This window comes from Pseudomonas corrugata (assembly GCF_001269905.1).
GTDB classification, from domain to species: domain Bacteria; phylum Pseudomonadota; class Gammaproteobacteria; order Pseudomonadales; family Pseudomonadaceae; genus Aquipseudomonas; species Aquipseudomonas corrugata.
In genome coordinates, this window is record NZ_LHVK01000007.1 from 248,375 (window position 1) to 264,466 (window position 16,092).

Annotated in this window: 15 protein-coding genes; 10 read left to right on the plus strand and 5 right to left on the minus strand. The window is 61.4% G+C overall.

The annotated features are described in order from the left end of the window. Positions 1–332: 332 nt before the first annotated feature. From AD665_RS10765 to AD665_RS10790, 6 genes are all read left to right on the plus strand, one after another. Positions 333–2,366: an ABC transporter permease subunit gene (locus AD665_RS10765; RefSeq protein ID WP_173668676.1), complete on the plus strand. Its 2,034-nt coding sequence runs from the start codon at positions 333–335 to the stop codon at positions 2,364–2,366. A gap of 15 nt (positions 2,367–2,381) precedes the next feature. Next, entirely contained in the window at positions 2,382–4,052 is a 1,671-nt protein-coding gene (gene pstA / locus AD665_RS10770; protein WP_053192046.1) for a phosphate ABC transporter permease PstA, read from the plus strand. Between the two features lie 138 nt (positions 4,053–4,190). After that, positions 4,191–5,024 (plus strand): phosphate ABC transporter ATP-binding protein PstB, encoded by an 834-nt coding sequence (gene pstB / locus AD665_RS10775; protein WP_024777868.1) that lies wholly within the window; start codon positions 4,191–4,193, stop codon positions 5,022–5,024. A 112-nt stretch (positions 5,025–5,136) separates the two neighbouring features. Next, complete coding sequence (phoU, locus tag AD665_RS10780) at positions 5,137–5,898, plus strand: phosphate signaling complex protein PhoU (RefSeq protein WP_024777869.1); 762 nt, start codon at positions 5,137–5,139, stop codon at positions 5,896–5,898. Between the two features lie 169 nt (positions 5,899–6,067). After that, positions 6,068–7,015, plus strand: coding sequence for a response regulator (locus AD665_RS10785; protein ID WP_053192049.1), 948 nt, complete (start codon positions 6,068–6,070; stop codon positions 7,013–7,015). Between the two features lie 228 nt (positions 7,016–7,243). After that, the gene (locus AD665_RS10790; RefSeq protein ID WP_053192051.1) at positions 7,244–8,140 is read left to right on the plus strand and encodes a peptidoglycan DD-metalloendopeptidase family protein; all 897 of its coding nucleotides are present in this window, start codon (positions 7,244–7,246) and stop codon (positions 8,138–8,140) included. Between the two features lie 202 nt (positions 8,141–8,342). On the opposite strand, the gene AD665_RS10795 is transcribed toward AD665_RS10790, so the two are convergent. The 3 genes from AD665_RS10795 to phoB all read right to left on the minus strand — a co-directional run bounded on the left by AD665_RS10795 (position 8,343) and on the right by phoB (position 11,865). Then, entirely contained in the window at positions 8,343–9,683 is a 1,341-nt protein-coding gene (locus AD665_RS10795; RefSeq protein ID WP_024777872.1) for a hemolysin family protein, read from the minus strand. Positions 9,684–9,807: 124 nt separating this feature from the next. Continuing rightward, complete coding sequence (phoR, locus tag AD665_RS10800; protein WP_053192053.1) at positions 9,808–11,130, minus strand: phosphate regulon sensor histidine kinase PhoR; 1,323 nt, start codon at positions 11,128–11,130, stop codon at positions 9,808–9,810. A 45-nt stretch (positions 11,131–11,175) separates the two neighbouring features. Then, positions 11,176–11,865 (minus strand): phosphate regulon transcriptional regulator PhoB, encoded by a 690-nt coding sequence (phoB, locus tag AD665_RS10805; RefSeq protein ID WP_003177195.1) that lies wholly within the window; start codon positions 11,863–11,865, stop codon positions 11,176–11,178. Positions 11,866–12,017: 152 nt separating this feature from the next. Between phoB and AD665_RS10810 the strand changes: the two genes are divergently transcribed. Next, positions 12,018–12,401, plus strand: coding sequence for a COG4315 family predicted lipoprotein (locus AD665_RS10810; RefSeq protein ID WP_024777874.1), 384 nt, complete (start codon positions 12,018–12,020; stop codon positions 12,399–12,401). A gap of 48 nt (positions 12,402–12,449) precedes the next feature. On the opposite strand, the gene ubiA is transcribed toward AD665_RS10810, so the two are convergent. Both ubiA and AD665_RS10820 read right to left on the minus strand, forming a co-directional pair. After that, on the minus strand, positions 12,450–13,340 hold the full coding sequence (gene ubiA / locus AD665_RS10815) for a 4-hydroxybenzoate octaprenyltransferase (RefSeq protein ID WP_024777875.1): 891 nt from the start codon (positions 13,338–13,340) through the stop codon (positions 12,450–12,452). After that, on the minus strand, positions 13,340–13,903 hold the full coding sequence (locus AD665_RS10820) for a chorismate--pyruvate lyase family protein (protein WP_024777876.1): 564 nt from the start codon (positions 13,901–13,903) through the stop codon (positions 13,340–13,342). The genes ubiA and AD665_RS10820 overlap by 1 nt, the downstream gene beginning before the upstream one ends. Positions 13,904–14,100: 197 nt before the next feature. Here AD665_RS10820 and AD665_RS10825 point away from each other — a divergent pair, with 197 nt between their 5' ends. The 3 genes from AD665_RS10825 to AD665_RS10835 all read left to right on the plus strand — a co-directional run bounded on the left by AD665_RS10825 (position 14,101) and on the right by AD665_RS10835 (position 15,932). Continuing rightward, the gene (locus tag AD665_RS10825) at positions 14,101–14,274 is read left to right on the plus strand and encodes a rubredoxin (protein WP_024777877.1); all 174 of its coding nucleotides are present in this window, start codon (positions 14,101–14,103) and stop codon (positions 14,272–14,274) included. A 38-nt stretch (positions 14,275–14,312) separates the two neighbouring features. Then, positions 14,313–15,464, plus strand: coding sequence for an NAD(P)/FAD-dependent oxidoreductase (locus AD665_RS10830; protein ID WP_053192055.1), 1,152 nt, complete (start codon positions 14,313–14,315; stop codon positions 15,462–15,464). Positions 15,465–15,656: 192 nt separating this feature from the next. Continuing rightward, positions 15,657–15,932, plus strand: coding sequence for an HU family DNA-binding protein (locus tag AD665_RS10835; protein WP_024777879.1), 276 nt, complete (start codon positions 15,657–15,659; stop codon positions 15,930–15,932). The last annotated feature ends 160 nt before the right edge of the window (positions 15,933–16,092 follow it).

The following is a 16,092-nucleotide window of genomic DNA, read 5'->3' on the forward strand; positions in this document are numbered from 1 at the left end:
TGCCAGCTTCCACGGGCGGCGGATTTGTTGCGTCACTGCATTGTCATCTTTCTGTCATACAGGATCGCTAGGGTGTGCGCATGAATGATCTGGCCAATTCCACAATGACTACGACTTCCCCTCCCAAGCGCATTGATTTCAATACGCCTGAGCTGCAACGCAAGCGCCGTATCCGTGCGCTCAAGGACCGCCTGACCCGTTGGTACGTCCTGGTCGGTGGCCTTGCCGTTCTGGCTGCCATTACCTTGATCTTCTTTTTCCTGGCCTATGTGGTGCTGCCCCTGTTCCAGGGCGCGGATCTGACCGCCAAGGACTCGATCACCCCGGCCTGGATGCAGGACGCCGGCAAGCCGTTGATGATCGCCATCGAAGAACAGAACCAGGTCGCCATGCGGGTTTCCGACAAAGGCCAGGCGCTGTTCTACGACATCGACAGCGGTGCCGAGCTGCGCCGTGTCGACCTGCCGGTGCCAGCCGGTGCCAGCGTGACGTCCATTGGCGAAGACCAGCCCGGCAGCCCGCTGGTGGCCATCGGTCTGTCCAATGGCCAGGCCCTGGTGTTCCGACACACCTATAAGGTCAGCTACCCGGGCGGCAAGAAGACCATCAGTCCGGCTATCGAATACCCTTATGGCGAAACACCTATCGCCTTGAATGAGCAGGGCGCCCCCCTGGAGCACGTCAGCCTCAACGCCACCGATTCGACCCTGCTGATCGCCGGTTCCAGCGGCGCCCAGTTGCATGTGCTGTCGATCACCAGCGAAGAGAACATGATGACCGGCGAAGTCACCAGCGAGCAGACGCGGATCGATCTGCCGCAGATGACCGAGCCGGTGAAGAACATTTTTGTCGACCCACGCCAGCAGTGGCTGTACGTGGTCAACGGCCGGGCCCAGGCCGATGTGTTCAGCCTGCGGGACAAGAGCCTCAACGGTCGTTACAAGTTGCTGGAAAATGCCGACACCCAGGTCACCACCGCGACCCAACTGGTGGGCGGGATTTCGTTGATCGTCGGCGACTCCAAGGGCGGCCTGTCCCAGTGGTTCATGGCCCGGGACCCTGACGGCGAGCAACGCCTGAAAGAGATCCGTACCTTCCAGATGGGCACCGCGCCCATCGTCGAGATCACCGCCGAAGAGCGTCGCAAGGGTTTCGTCGCCCTCGACGCCGCCGGCAAGCTGGGTGTGTTCCACAGCACTGCCCATCGCACATTGCTGGTGGACCAGGTGGTCGATGGGCAGGGCGTGTTCGGCATGTCGCCCCGGGCCAACCGGCTGATCGTGGAGCAGGGCGGCAAGCTGAAACCGCTATTGCTGGACAACCCGCACCCGGAAGTCTCCTGGAGCGCGTTGTGGGGCAAGGTCTGGTACGAGAACTACGACGAGCCTAAATACGTCTGGCAATCGACCGCCGCCAACACCGATTTCGAACCCAAGCTGAGCCTGTCGCCGCTGACCTTCGGTACGCTGAAAGCCGCGTTCTACGCCATGTTGCTGGCTGCACCGCTGGCCGTGGCCGCCGCCATCTACACCGCATACTTCATGGCCCCCGGGATGCGCCGCAAGGTCAAGCCGGTGATCGAACTGATGGAAGCCATGCCAACGGTGATCCTCGGCTTCTTCGCCGGCCTGTTCCTGGCGCCCTACGTCGAAGGACACCTGCCGGGCATCTTCAGCCTGCTGATGCTGTTGCCGATTGGCATCCTGGTGGCTGGTTTCGTCTTCAGCCGCCTGCCGGAGTCCGTTCGCCTGAAAGTGCCGGACGGCTGGGAAAGTGCGCTGCTGATCCCGGTGATCCTGTTCGTGGGCTGGCTCTCGTTGTACATGAGCCCGTACATGGAAGCCTGGTTCTTCGGCGGCGACATGCGCATGTGGATCTCCCATGACCTGGGCATCACCTACGACCAGCGCAACGCCCTGGTTGTGGGCCTGGCGATGGGCTTCGCGGTGATCCCGAACATCTACTCCATTGCCGAAGACGCCGTGTTCAGCGTACCTCGAGGCCTGACCCTGGGCTCTCTGGCTCTGGGGGCCACGCCTTGGCAGACCATGACCCGCGTGGTGATCCTTACCGCCAGCCCGGGCATCTTCTCGGCGCTGATGATCGGCATGGGCCGTGCGGTGGGCGAAACCATGATCGTCTTGATGGCCACCGGCAACACGCCGGTCATGGAAATGAACCTGTTCGAGGGCCTGCGGACCCTGGCGGCCAACGTTGCGGTGGAAATGCCCGAATCGGAAGTCGGCGGCAGCCATTACCGCGTGCTGTTCCTGTCGGCGCTGGTGTTGCTGTTGTTCACGTTCATCATGAACACCCTCGCCGAGCTGATTCGTCAGCGTCTGCGCAAGAAATATTCGTCGCTTTAAGAAAGGTAGAAGTCTGTGAAACAGAACTCCCTGAAAGGATGGTTCAAGAGCGGCGCCCCCGGCGTCTGGATCAGCGGTGGCGCGGTGTCCATCGCGGTCATCATGACCATTGGCCTGCTGGCGGTAATTGCCGTACGTGGCCTGGGTCATTTCTGGCCGGCGAACCTGATCCACGCCAACTACAACGTGCCAGGCATGCCTGCCCACCTGGTGGTCGGCGAAGTGGTGCAAAAGGAAGAAGTACCTCGTGAGCGCTTGAAAAGCGCCGGCCTGCCGGTACCGGACGAAGGCCCCGAGTTCATGACCCGCGAGCTGATCAAGGTAGGCAACCGGGACCTGAACGGCACCGACTTCACCTGGATCGTCGGTGACTGGCTGAGTGACCAGACTACGCCGCCGGAGCTGATGGCTATCGAACGTCGCGAGTGGGGCAACTTCTACGGCTATCTGGTCAACGTCAAGGAAGAAGGCAAGGTCGTCGCTGAAGGCGAGGCCGCCTGGCCGCAGTTGCAGGCTCGCATTGCGCGGGTCAATCAACTCGCCGCCGAGCTCAAGACCCTGGAAAAATCCGACATCGGTGCGATCAACGCCGGTCTGGAGCGTATCCGTCTGCACGGTCGCAAGCTGGAACTGGAAGGCAAGCTCGACGCCGCCGCGCAAGCTGACATGGCCAGCGAGCGCGCTGAGCTCGACGCACGCTACAAGGAGATTGAAGCGCGCCTGACCGACCTTCACGCCCAATTCAACCGCGACAGCCTGACCGCCCGCGATGCCAACGGCAAGGAAGTGGAAATCGGCATCGGCAAGGTGGTGCACGCTTACCAGCCGAACGGCATGGGCACCTTCGCCAAGCTCGGTTTCTATTTCAGCAAGGTCTGGGAGTTCCTCAGCGACGATCCCCGTGAAGCCAACACCGAAGGCGGGATCTTCCCGGCGATTTTCGGCACGGTGATGATGACCCTGATCATGGCGATGATCGTGACGCCGTTCGGCGTGCTGGCAGCGGTTTACTTGCGTGAGTACGCCCGTCAGGGCCCGATGACCCGCCTGATCCGCATTGCGGTGAACAACCTGGCGGGCGTACCGGCCATCGTTTACGGCGTGTTCGGCCTGGGCTTCTTCGTCTATGTGCTGGGCGGCTCGGTTGACCGTCTGTTCTTCCCCGAAGCGCTGCCGGCGCCGACCTTCGGCACCCCGGGCCTGCTCTGGGCCTCCCTGACCCTGGCCCTGCTGGCGGTGCCGGTGGTGATCGTGGCAACCGAAGAAGGCCTGGCACGGATCCCGCGTACCGTGCGCGAAGGCTCCCTGGCCCTCGGCGCAACCAAGGCCGAGACCTTGTGGAAGATCGTTCTGCCGATGGCGAGCCCGGCGATGATGACTGGCATGATCCTCGCGGTGGCCCGCGCCGCCGGCGAAGTAGCGCCGTTGATGCTGGTGGGTGTGGTGAAACTGGCGCCGTCGCTGCCCCTGGACGGCAACTACCCCTACGTGCACCTGGACCAGAAGATCATGCACCTGGGTTTCCATATCTATGACGTAGGCTTCCAGAGTCCGAACGTCGAAGCTGCGCGACCCCTGGTCTACGCCACGGCGCTGCTGCTGGTGCTGGTGATCGCCACACTGAACCTGTCGGCCGTGTGGATCCGTAACCACCTGCGGGAAAAATACAAAGCACTGGATAGCTGATTTCACACCGATTTTCTGTGGGAGCGAGCCTGCTCGCGATGGCATCACTTCGGTGCCAAGCCAAACCGAGTCGCCTGGATCGCGAGCAGGCTCGCTCCCACACAACCGAACCGAATTTGTTAGCACAGGGAGCCTCCCATGCAACACGAAGCACATACACACGGCATCAACATGTCAGCCCTGGGTCGCGACAAGCAGAGCCTGAACCTGGCCGACGAAACCGTCGCCATCGAAGTGCCCGGCCTGAGCCTGTTCTACGGCCAGAAGCAAGCGCTGTACGACGTCAGCCTGAACATCCCGAAACAGCGTGTGACCGCGTTCATCGGTCCGTCGGGTTGCGGCAAGTCGACCTTATTGCGCACTTTCAACCGCATGAACGACTTGGTGGACGGTTGCCGCGTCGAAGGTGAAATCAACCTCTACGGCAATAACATCTACCGTAAGGGCGAAGACGTTGCGGAGTTGCGCCGTCGCGTAGGCATGGTGTTCCAGAAGCCCAACCCGTTCCCGAAGACCATCTATGAAAACGTGGTCTATGGCCTGCGGATCCAGGGCATCAACAAGAAGCGTATTCTCGATGAGGCCGTGGAGTGGGCGCTCAAGGGTGCGGCATTGTGGGATGAGGTCAAGGACCGCTTGCATGACTCGGCCCTGGGCTTGTCCGGTGGTCAGCAGCAACGCCTGGTGATCGCCCGCACCATCGCCGTGGAACCTGAAGTGCTGCTGCTCGACGAACCCTGCTCGGCCCTGGACCCGATTTCGACATTGAAGGTCGAAGAGTTGATCTACGAGCTCAAGTCCAAGTTCACCATCGTCATCGTGACCCACAACATGCAGCAGGCGGCGCGGGTTTCCGACTACACAGCTTTCATGTACATGGGCAAGCTGGTGGAGTTCGGCGATACCGACACCTTGTTTACCAATCCGGCCAAGAAACAGACCGAAGATTACATCACCGGCCGCTACGGCTAGCGGCAGCTGCGAGCCGCAAGCTTCAAGCGGCAAGTGAGAGCAGTTCAGCGTAACGACACAAATCAGCTTGCAGCTTGAAGCTTGCAGCTCACAGCTTTTGCGGAGCAAAACCATGATTTCGAAGGAAGGCCTTACTCACCACATTTCCGCCCAGTTCAACGCCGAGCTGGAGGAGGTGCGCAGTCACCTGCTGGCCATGGGCGGTTTGGTGGAAAAGCAGGTCAACGATGCGGTGACCGCGCTGATCGAGGCCGACTCCGGCCTGGCCCAGCAAGTGCGCGAGATCGATGACCAGATCAACCAGATGGAGCGCAACATCGACGAAGAGTGTCTGCGCATCCTGGCTCGTCGCCAGCCCGCCGCTTCTGACCTGCGGCTGATCATCAGCATCTCCAAGTCTGTAATCGATCTTGAGCGGATCGGCGACGAAGCCACCAAGATCGCTCGTCGCGCCATTCAACTGTGCGAAGAAGGCGAGGCGCCACGCGGCTATGTCGAAGTTCGTCATATCGGCGATCAGGTGCGCAACATGGTTCGCGATGCCCTGGACGCTTTCGCCCGCTTCGACGCCGACCTGGCGCTGTCGGTGGCCCAGTACGACAAGACCATCGACCGCGAATACAAGACCGCCCTGCGTGAGCTGGCGACCTACATGATGGAAGACCCGCGCTCGATCTCCCGGGTGCTTAGCATCATCTGGGTGCTGCGTTCCCTGGAGCGTATCGGCGATCATGCGCGCAACATCTCCGAACTTGTGATCTACCTGGTGCGAGGTACAGATGTACGGCACATGGGGCTCAAGCGAATGAAGGAAGAAGTTGAGGGCACCCCGTCCGAATCCCCTAATGTTCCGGGTGAAACTGACGATAAGTAGGATTGCCAAGAAAAGCGCCCGGCCTTCTGGTCGGGCTTTTTTTTGGGCCATTTTTTTTATCGACAGCAGCACCCCGTGAACGAAAGGTCCCGGCGTGACTGAAGGTTTTTGGCTATGTGCCATCAGTAAAAGCGGTATGCTTGCCGGGATTTTTTAGAGGTGTATCTGGATGAGTAAGGTCAGTGTGTTGGTCGTGGACGATGCGTCGTTCATTCGTGACCTGGTGAAGAAGTGCCTGCGCAATTACTTCCCGGGCATCCGTATCGAAGATGCAGTGAATGGCCGAAAAGCCCAGGCCCTGCTGGCCCGCGAGGCATTCGACCTGGTGCTGTGCGATTGGGAAATGCCGGAAATGTCCGGCCTGGAGTTGTTGACCTGGTGCCGCCAGCAGGACAACCTCAAGGGCATGCCGTTCGTCATGGTCACCAGCCGTGGCGACAAGGAAAACGTTGTCCAGGCCATCCAGGCCGGTGTTTCCGGCTATGTCAGCAAGCCATTCACCAACGAACAGTTGCTGACCAAGGTCAAACAGGCCCTGCACAAGGTCGGCAAGCTCGACACCCTGATGAACAGCGCCCCGACCAAGATGAACTCGGCGTTTGGCAATGATTCCCTCAGTGCCCTGACGGGCGGCAAGGCGGCCCCGGTTGTTGCGGCTGCTGCACCGGCACCTGCCAGGCCAGCCGCTGCGGCGCCTGCCGCTCCTGCCGTTGCACCGGCCCGCGGCCTGCTCAATAGCCCGCCGGTCAAGGCACCTGTGGCGTCCGCCTCCGCCGGCGCCAACCGCGGCCAGGGCCAGTTGCGCCTGGCCAGCGGCATCCAGCAATGCGTGATCAAGGCCTTGAGCCTCAAGGAAGCGCTGCTGCTGGTCAAACGCTCTGACACCCTGCCACAGGTGCTCGAGAGCTCGGTGCTGGACATGGAGCAGGGCGACAACGCCGAAACAGCGCGTCTGAACGGCTACCTGCACGCCATCGTCGCCCACGAACAGACGCCGGACAGCGAGTGGCTGCAACTGACCTTCCGCTTCGTCGACAAAGACCCGCAGAAACTCGATTACATCTCCCGCTTGATCGCCCGCGGCACCGCGCAGAAGCACTTCGTACCGGGCGCCTGATCCGGCAGTGCCTTTCAGAGATCGTTCCCACGCTCCGCGTGGGAATGCCTCCACGGACGCTCTGCGTTCGGTTTTGAGGGACACGGGGCGTCCCAGGCTGCATTCCCACGCGGAGCGTGGGAAAGATCACTTCACTGATCCGACTCTGAAACATCCGTCGATTACGCTGGTCCATTTCAGCTGCTAGGCTGCTGAACAGGCCTCAATTTTTCGACAGAACCCTTGCCCATGCTCGCGCCTTTGCTGTTCGCCTGCTGTCTTGTCCTGGCCTCCACTTCGGCCATGGCCATGACGATCTACAAATCCACCAACGCCAACGGCGTGGTGTCCTACAGCGACCGCCCGAGCAGGGGCGCCCAGGTGTTCGTGTTTCGCGACCGCATGGTCGAACGCCTTGAGCGCCAGGTGTTTCTCGATATCAAGAAGCAGAAGGGCGCGGACGCAGTGTTCGTGCGCAATGACTTGTACGCACCGGTAGAGATCGAATTGAGTTTCGCCGGTCTGGACAATGTGAGCGGGGCGCCGAGCCGGCCGATCCGCCGGGTCCTGCCGGCGCGCAGCAACCTGCGCCTGGCGCTGCTCACGGCCCTCCAGCCCGGAAAACCGTTGCTGTACACCCCCAGGTTCGAATATTCCCTGGGCGACCCGGCAGATGCGGCTCAGGCCTATCGCTACCCGTTGCCATGGCGTGGTGGGCCGTTCCGGCTGAGCCAGGGCGCCAACGGCCAGTACAGCCACTACGGTCCGAAGAACCGCTACGCCATGGACATCGCCATGCCCGTAGGCACGCCGATCATTGCGGCGCGGGGCGGCGTGGTGATCAAGACCGAAAATGCGCAGACCGGCCGGGGCGATGACCCTTCGGGCAACTTCGTGCGAGTACTGCACGATGACGGCACCATGGGCGTTTACTTGCACCTGCAGAAAGGTTCGGTGAGCGTTCGGGAAGGGCAAAGGGTAGCGGTGGGCACGCCACTGGCGCTGTCGGGCAACACCGGCAATAGCTCCGGGCCGCACCTGCACTTCGTGGTGCAGCGCAATACCGGGTTGGGGCTGGTGTCGATTCCCTACCAGTTCGATCAGCCGGTGGGGGAGTTGCCCAACTTTGCGGTGGGCAAGCAATAGATTGGAGGTGTGCCGAGGGAGTTTTTGCGGCGAGAGGATCTATCTGTGGCTAGGGGATTTATCTGTGGCGAGGGGATTTATCCCCGTTGGGCTGCGCAGCAGCCCCATACAGCCTACTCAATCTGCCTGAAACACCGCGTTGCTGGTGTTCAGGGCTGCTTCGCAACCCAGCGGGGATAAACCCCCTCGCCAGAGGGTTTGCTCAATCGAGCATCAACACCTTCGCCAGAATGATCTTCGGTCCTTTCATCTTCTTGATGATGATCCGCAGACCTTCTACTTCCAGCACTTCTTCCTCTTCCGGCACCCGCTTGAGGGTCTCGTAGACCAGCCCGGCCAGGGTCTCGGCTTCGATATGGTCCAGGTCGATCCCCAGCAGGCGCTCGACCTTGAACAGTGGCGTGTCGCCGCGTACCAGCAACTTGCCCGGCTGGTAGGCCAGGATGCCGCGCTCGGTCTTGCGGTGTTCGTCCTGGATATCACCCACCAGCACTTCCAGCACGTCTTCCATGGTCAGGTAGCCGATGATGTTGCCGTCGGCTTCCTCGACCAGGGCGAAGTGCGAGCCGCCCTTGCGGAATTGCTCCAACAGTTGCGACAACGGCATGTGTCGCGACACGCGCTCCAGGGGGCGGGTCAGTTCGGCCAGGTTGAACGACTCGGGAATGTGGTCCAGGGCCGCCAGTTCCAGCAGCAGGTCCTTGATGTGCAGCAGGCCGACGAACTCCTGGCGCTCGCTGTCATACACCGGATAACGGCTGAACTTGTGACGACGGAACAGCGCCAGGATTTCCTTGAGCGGCGCGTTGAATTCCAGCGTCACCAGGTCTTCCCGGGAGTTGGCCCAGTCCACAACTTCCAGCTCGCCCATCTCCACGGCCGACGCCAGGACGCGCATGCCCTGGTCGCTCGGGTCCTGGCCACGGCTGGAGTGCAGGATCAGCTTCAGTTCTTCACGGCTGTAATGGTGCTCGTGATGGGGGCCGGGTTCGCCCTGGCCAGCGATGCGCAGGATGGCGTTGGCGCTGGCATTGAGCAGGTAGATCGCCGGGTACATGGCCCAGTAGAACAGGTACAGCGGCACGGCGGTCCACAGCGACAGCAGCTCGGGTTTGCGGATCGCCCAGGATTTGGGCGCCAGCTCACCGACGACGATGTGCAGGTACGAAATGATGAAGAACGCGGTGAAGAACGAAATGCCCTTGATCAGCTCTGGCGACTGAACGCCGACCAGGTCCAGCAACGGTTCGAGGATATGGGCGAACGCCGGCTCGCCAACCCAGCCCAGGCCCAGGGAGGCGAGGGTGATACCCAGCTGGCAAGCAGACAGGTAGGCATCGAGCTGACTGTGGACGGTGCGCAGGATGTGCCCGCGCCAGCCATTCTGGTCGGCAATGGCTTCGACTCGGGTCGAGCGCAGCTTGACCATGGCGAATTCGGCCGCAACGAAAAAACCGTTGAGCAGAACCAGGATCAGAGCAAAAAGAATCATGCCGAATTCGGCGAAGAGTGTAACGAGGGACAAGCCAGGGGAAGGGTCCATGATGGAGTTTTGCAGGTTCCGTAATAGCTGTAGAAGTTGGGAATGAGGGCCTGAAAAAGCAGGCACAAGTCAGCCAATGTAGCGGCTGACTCGGCGATTGCCTAGGGGGGTGTGCCGGCCGGTATCAATCGGCAGGGCTGGCAAGGCGCGCGCGGACCATCTGGGCCGGGGCGAAATGGCAGGTAAACGTGCTGCCGTGGCCAGGTACGCTACTGATTTCCATGCGCCCGCGATGGCGCAGCAGTACGTGTTTGACGATTGCCAGGCCCAACCCGGTGCCTCCCGTGTTGGAGTTGCGACTGGAGTCAACGCGGTAGAAGCGCTCGGTCAGGCGTGGCAAGTGCTTGCTGTCGATGCCGATACCCGAATCCTGCACACTCAGATGAGCCCCTTGCACATCGCCCCACCAGCGGATGTGGATCCGGCCTTGCTCCGGCGTGTATTTGACCGCGTTGAACACCAGGTTGGAAAACGCGCTGCGCAGTTCCGCCTCGCTGCCCTTGAGTTGCACCGCAGGGTCGACTTCCAGGGTGATGGTCTGCTGCTTGGGACCGGACAGCTCCTGGGCATCCTCGCTGATGATCTGCAGCAGGTCGTCGACGGGCACTGGCTGGTTGTCCGACGGGTAGTCAGTGGCTTCCAGCTTTGCCAGCAACAGCAAGTCGTTGAGCAGGGTCTGCATGCGCCCGCCCTGTTGCTGCATCTGCTGCAAGGCCCGAATCCAGCGGGGGTTCACCTCGTCGACGTTGTCGAGCAGGGTTTCCAGGTAACCGCAGATCACCGTCAACGGTGTGCGCAGTTCGTGGGACACGTTGGCGATGAAATCCTTGCGCATCTGTTCCAACTGATGGATGCGCGTGACGTCGCGCACCAGCATCAAGTGCTCGTTGTTGCCATAGCGAGTGATGTACAACTGGATGCGCAACCGGTCGTTGGTGGGCGAGGGAATCTCCAGCGGCTCGGCATAGTTGTCCTGCTCGAAATATTCCTTGAAACGCGGATGACGCACCAGGTTGGTCACCGGTTGACCACTGTCCTGGGGCGTCTTGAGGCCCAGCATGGTCTCGGCGGCGCGGTTCCACCATTCCAGGTTGCCGTCGCTGTCGAGCATGACCACCGCGTCTTTCAGCGCGGCGGTGGACTCCTGGACCCGGTCGATCACCGCTTGCAGGCGGCCGCGCACGCGCTGGTCGCGCCGTTGCAGGTGATAGATGCTGTCGAACACCTCGCCCCACAGGCCGTAGCCGTCGGGTGGTGCTTCGTCGGGTTTGTGCAGGCGCAGCCATTCATGCAGGCGCAGCAACTGCTTGAGGGTCCAGGCCAGGTAAAGCCCCAGGCCCGCGGCGAGGCTCCAGCCGTAATAGCCACTGATCAGGCCGATCAGCAAACAGCCGGTCACCAGCAACAACATGTGGCGAATCAGGGTGCCATGCCAGTTTTGATTCAATTGAGCGCGCGTCCTTGTCAGCTTGTCGGGCGGTCAGAGCTCGGGTCAGGCCTTGGTAGAAAAACGATAACCGGTGCCACGTACGGTTTGTACCAGATTCTCGTAGGCGTCACCGAGGGCTTTGCGCAGGCGACGGATGTGCACATCCACGGTGCGCTCCTCGACATAGACGTTACCGCCCCAGACCTGGTCCAGCAATTGCCCGCGGGTGTAGGCGCGCTCCTGGTGGGTCATGAAGAATTGCAGCAGGCGATATTCGGTCGGGCCCATCTCGGCGGGTTTGCCGTCGATGGTCACGCGGTGGCTGATGGGGTCCAGCAGCAGGCCGCCGACTTCAATTGGCGCTTCGCCATCGGTTGGCCCGGCGCGGCGCAACACGGCTTTCAAGCGCGCCACCAGCTCCCGTGGGGAAAACGGCTTGGTGATGTAGTCGTCGGCGCCGACCTCCAGGCCCTGGATCTTGTTGTCCTCTTCACCTTTGGCGGTGAGCATGATGATCGGGATGTCCCCGGTCAGCTCATCGCGCTTGAGGCGCCGCGCCAGCTCGATGCCGGACGTGCCGGGCAGCATCCAATCCAGCAGGATCAGGTCGGGCTTGCGGTCGACGATGATGGCGTGGGCCTGTTGGGAGTTCTCTGCTTCCATGCAGTCATAGCCGGCCATCTCCAACGCAACGGCAATCATCTCGCGGATGGGCGCCTCGTCGTCGACGATCAGAATGCTCCTGCCAACCATGGGGTAATCCTCTTGTCATTTAACTGTCTTGCGCCGCATTAGATAACGGAATTATTGCAGTCGTGTGACAGTTATTTCGGCATCCGACGGCAAGGAGGATTCTGGACTACGCTTTTCAGTCCGAATCCTGACAACCACCAAAGAAGGTTTCCATGACTTATTTCACGCAATCCCTTAAAGCGTTGGCAGTAACGGCTGCCCTGGCGTTGCCGGCGTTGGCCTTCGCGGCTGAGCCGGCAATGGAGAAGGATGGCATGCTGACGGATCACAAGGGCATGACGCTGTACACGTTTGCCAAGGATGCAGGGGCCAAGTCGATGTGCAATGGCCAATGCGCAACCAACTGGCCGCCGCTCATGGCGACGGACACCGACAAGTCCATGGGCGAATGGACCGTGATCAAGCGAGACGATGGCTCGATGCAGTGGGCCTACGACGGCAAGCCGTTGTACACCTTCATCAAGGACCAGGCGCCCGGGGACAAGACCGGTGATGGCCTGATGGATGGCGCCTGGAAGGCTGCGAAGGCCAACTGAAGGACCAACCGCTTGGGCTGGTGAAAAAAACAATTGTGGTGATGGGATTTAGCGCAACGCATAATCCAGCACAATCCCCACGAAAATCGCCAGCCCGGCCCAGTGGTTGTGCAGGAATGCCTCGAAGCAGCGCATCCGGTCCCGGCCGCGGGTGTACCAGAACTCCCAGGCAAAACATCCGGCGGCGACCACCAGCCCCAGGTGGAACCAGCCGCCCAGCTTGAACTGCGCACCGGCCAGCAGCAGGCAGCCCAGGGCCAGGCCCTGTAGCGTCAGATTGATCACCCGGTCGGCATCGCCAAACAGAATCGCCGTGGATTTCACGCCGATCCGCAAATCATCGTCCCGGTCGGTCATCGCGTAGTAGGTGTCGTAGGCCACTGTCCACAGCAGGTTGGCGATGTACAGCAGCCACGCGGCCGCCGGCAAATGGCCGGTTTCGGCGGTGAACGCCATCGGCATACCCCAGGAGAACGCCGCGCCCAGCACCACCTGCGGGTAGTAGGTATAGCGTTTCATGAACGGGTAGGTGAGGGCCAGCGCCAGCCCGCCAAAGGACAGCAAAATCGTCGGCGTGTTGGTGCACAGCACCAGCAGGAAACTCACGGCCATCAGCACGGCGAAGAACACCAGGGCTTCTTTCGAACTGATCTTGCCACTGGCCAGCGGTCGCTGTGCGGTGCGCTTGACGTGGCCGTCCACCTTGCGGTCGGCCCAATCGTTGATCACGCAGCCACCGGCGCGGGTCAGCGTCACGCCCAGGACGAAAATCACGATGTTGGCCAACGACGGCGAACCGTCACCGGCAATCCACAGTGCCCACAGGGTCGGCCACAGCAGCAGATAGATGCCGATGGGCTTGTCCATGCGGGTCAACTGCACGAAGTCCCACGCCCGCGGGTTCAGGCGATTCAAGGATTTGAGCAGTTGCAGGTACATCAGCAAATCTCCGAATAGGCGCGGGCGACGCTCCACAGGCGCGGCAGGAAGATTTCCGCGACCAGCACACTCAACGCCTCTCGATCGAAGCGCGAGCGCCGGCCCCACAATTCAGCGGCGCGCACCTCGCGCGGCAACCACGGCTCGGGGTAATGACATACCTCGATGGCCCCGCGCTGGAAAGCCTGGTCGCAGAACAGCAGCTCACCCAGGGACCGGCTGCCCAGTTCGTCCATCTGCAACCCGTCGCCCTGCAATGCACTGCGGGCCGCCACACTGCGGGCGAACACCCAAGGCTCGCCGTGGCCGCGCAAATACACCTCGCGTACCCAACCCTCGCTGCCTGGGGCCAGATCCAGTGCGGCACATTCATCCTCGCGCAACGACTGCCAGCCCTCGAACAACGGCGTCACGCTGAAATGCTCGTCCGACAGGCGCGTGAGGCGCCGGGTCAGGGATCCTTCGTCAAACAGCCAGTCGAGTACACAGGCATCGGGGCGAGGCGACAGCAGGTGCCGGGGCCGCCATTGAAGTGTAGGAAATATCGAATTTGTATGCGGCACAGGTGTCTTGATTGGCAGCAAATGAGGCCGCGAGCTTACCATGTAGATCGGTGACTTTGCCGGTCGTGGGCCACCGCCGCGTCGATCACGCTTGCATCCTTGACCATCGATCAGTACAAAACGCCCTGAGCCGCAAGGGCAATCTCCCATCGACCCGAGTATGCCGGCCAACGCCTGACACCTGAGGAAGTATTTGAATGAAGACATGGCAATGTATCGTCTGCGGCTTTATCTATGACGAAGCCAAAGGTTTACCGGAAGAGGGCATTCCCGCCGGTACCCGCTGGGAAGATGTCCCTGAAGACTGGCTGTGCCCGGACTGCGGCGTTGGCAAAATGGATTTTGAAATGTATGCAATGGCAGAGGACTGATCATTTCCCGCCGTTTCTACCATTACATGGAGAGCAACATGAGCGCACCTGTCGTCATCGTCGGTACCGGCCTGGCCGGTTACAACCTGGCCCGGGAGTTTCGCAAGCTGGATAGCGAGACCCCGCTGCTGCTGATTACGGCGGACGACGGTCGTTCCTACTCCAAGCCGATGCTTTCCACCGGCTTTGGCAAGAACAAGGATGCCGACGGCCTGAGCATGGCCGAACCGGGCGCCATGGCTGAGCAACTGAAGGCCGAAGTGCGCACCCACACCCGTATCAGCGGCATCGATCCGGGCCACAAGCGTTTGTGGATCGGTGAGGAGGAGGCACTGAACTACCGCGACCTGGTCCTGGCCTGGGGTGCCGAAACCGTGCGTGTGCCGGTGCAAGGTGACGCGGCGGACCTGATCTTTCCCATCAATGACCTGGAAGACTACGCACGCTTTCGCGTCGCGGCCGCCGGCAAGCGCCGGGTGCTGTTGCTAGGCGCTGGCCTGATCGGCTGTGAGTTCGCCAACGACCTGATTCTCGGCGGCTACGAAGTGCAACTGGTGGCGCCCTGCGAGCAGGTCATGCCGACGCTGCTGCACCCTGCTGCCGCCGCTGCGGTGCAGGCTGGACTGGAAAGCCTGGGTGCACGCTTCCACCTGGGCCCGGTACTCAACCGCTTGCAACGGGTGGCCGATGGGTTGGAGGCGCACTTGTCCGACGGTCAGGTAATCGCCTGCGACCTGGTGGTCTCGGCCATCGGTCTGCGTCCGCGGATCGACCTGGCCGCTGCCGCCGGCCTGATGGTCAATCGGGGTGTCGTGGTCGACCGCCACCTGCAGACATCCCACGCCAACATCTACGCCCTGGGCGACTGCGCCGAGGTCGATGGCTTGAACCTGCTGTACGTGATGCCGCTGATGAGCTGCGCCCGCGCCCTGGCTCAGACCTTGGCCGGCAATCCGACCGCCGTTGGTTATGGCCCGATGCCGATTACCGTGAAAACACCGGTATGCCCATTGGTGGTCTCACCGCCACCACGGGGCCGCGAAGGTGCCTGGAGCGTCGAAGGGCAGGGCTCCGATATCAAGGCGCTGTGCCGCGACGCCGAAGGCAACTTGTTGGGCTATGCCCTGACAGGCGCGGCGGTGATGGAGAAACTGGCCCTGAACAAGGAACTTCCGCCCCTGCTGGCGTAAATACCGGGGGTTCTGTCGCAAAAGCCATGCTTTTGATGCCACAAAGGTCGCCCTGACACTGGCGTCGGGTCCGGCCCCGTGCCATCCTCACTCCCGTCTGCCGCAGAGTAGAGCCTGCGGTGCCTTAGAGGCTGTTCCCCAAGAGAGCAGTCCAGACATAACAACAAAAAAACCGTCAAAGGGGCTTCATTCATGCGTAAACCAGAACTCGCTGCCGCCATCGCGGAAAAAGCGGACCTCACCAAAGAACAAGCCAACCGCGTCCTCAACGCCGTCCTGGAAGAAATCACCGGCGCCCTGCATCGCAAGGACAGCGTCACCCTGGTTGGCTTCGGCACCTTCCTGCAACGCCACCGCGGCGCCCGCACCGGCAAGAACCCACAAACCGGTGAGCCGGTGAAAATCAAGGCCAGCAACACTGTTGCATTCAAGCCGGGCAAGATGTTGAAGGACAGCGTTAACCCATAATTGCTGTGGGCCCCTCGGGCAGAGGGGATGAAAGTGGCAACGAAAAAGGGCATGACGAGGGAGTCGGATGCCCTTTTTTATGGCTTCTTTTCAGTGGTCCAATGCCCGTCAAGCTGTTATCGCGAGCAGGCTCCCACAGTGGATTGGGGTCGTTCGCAGA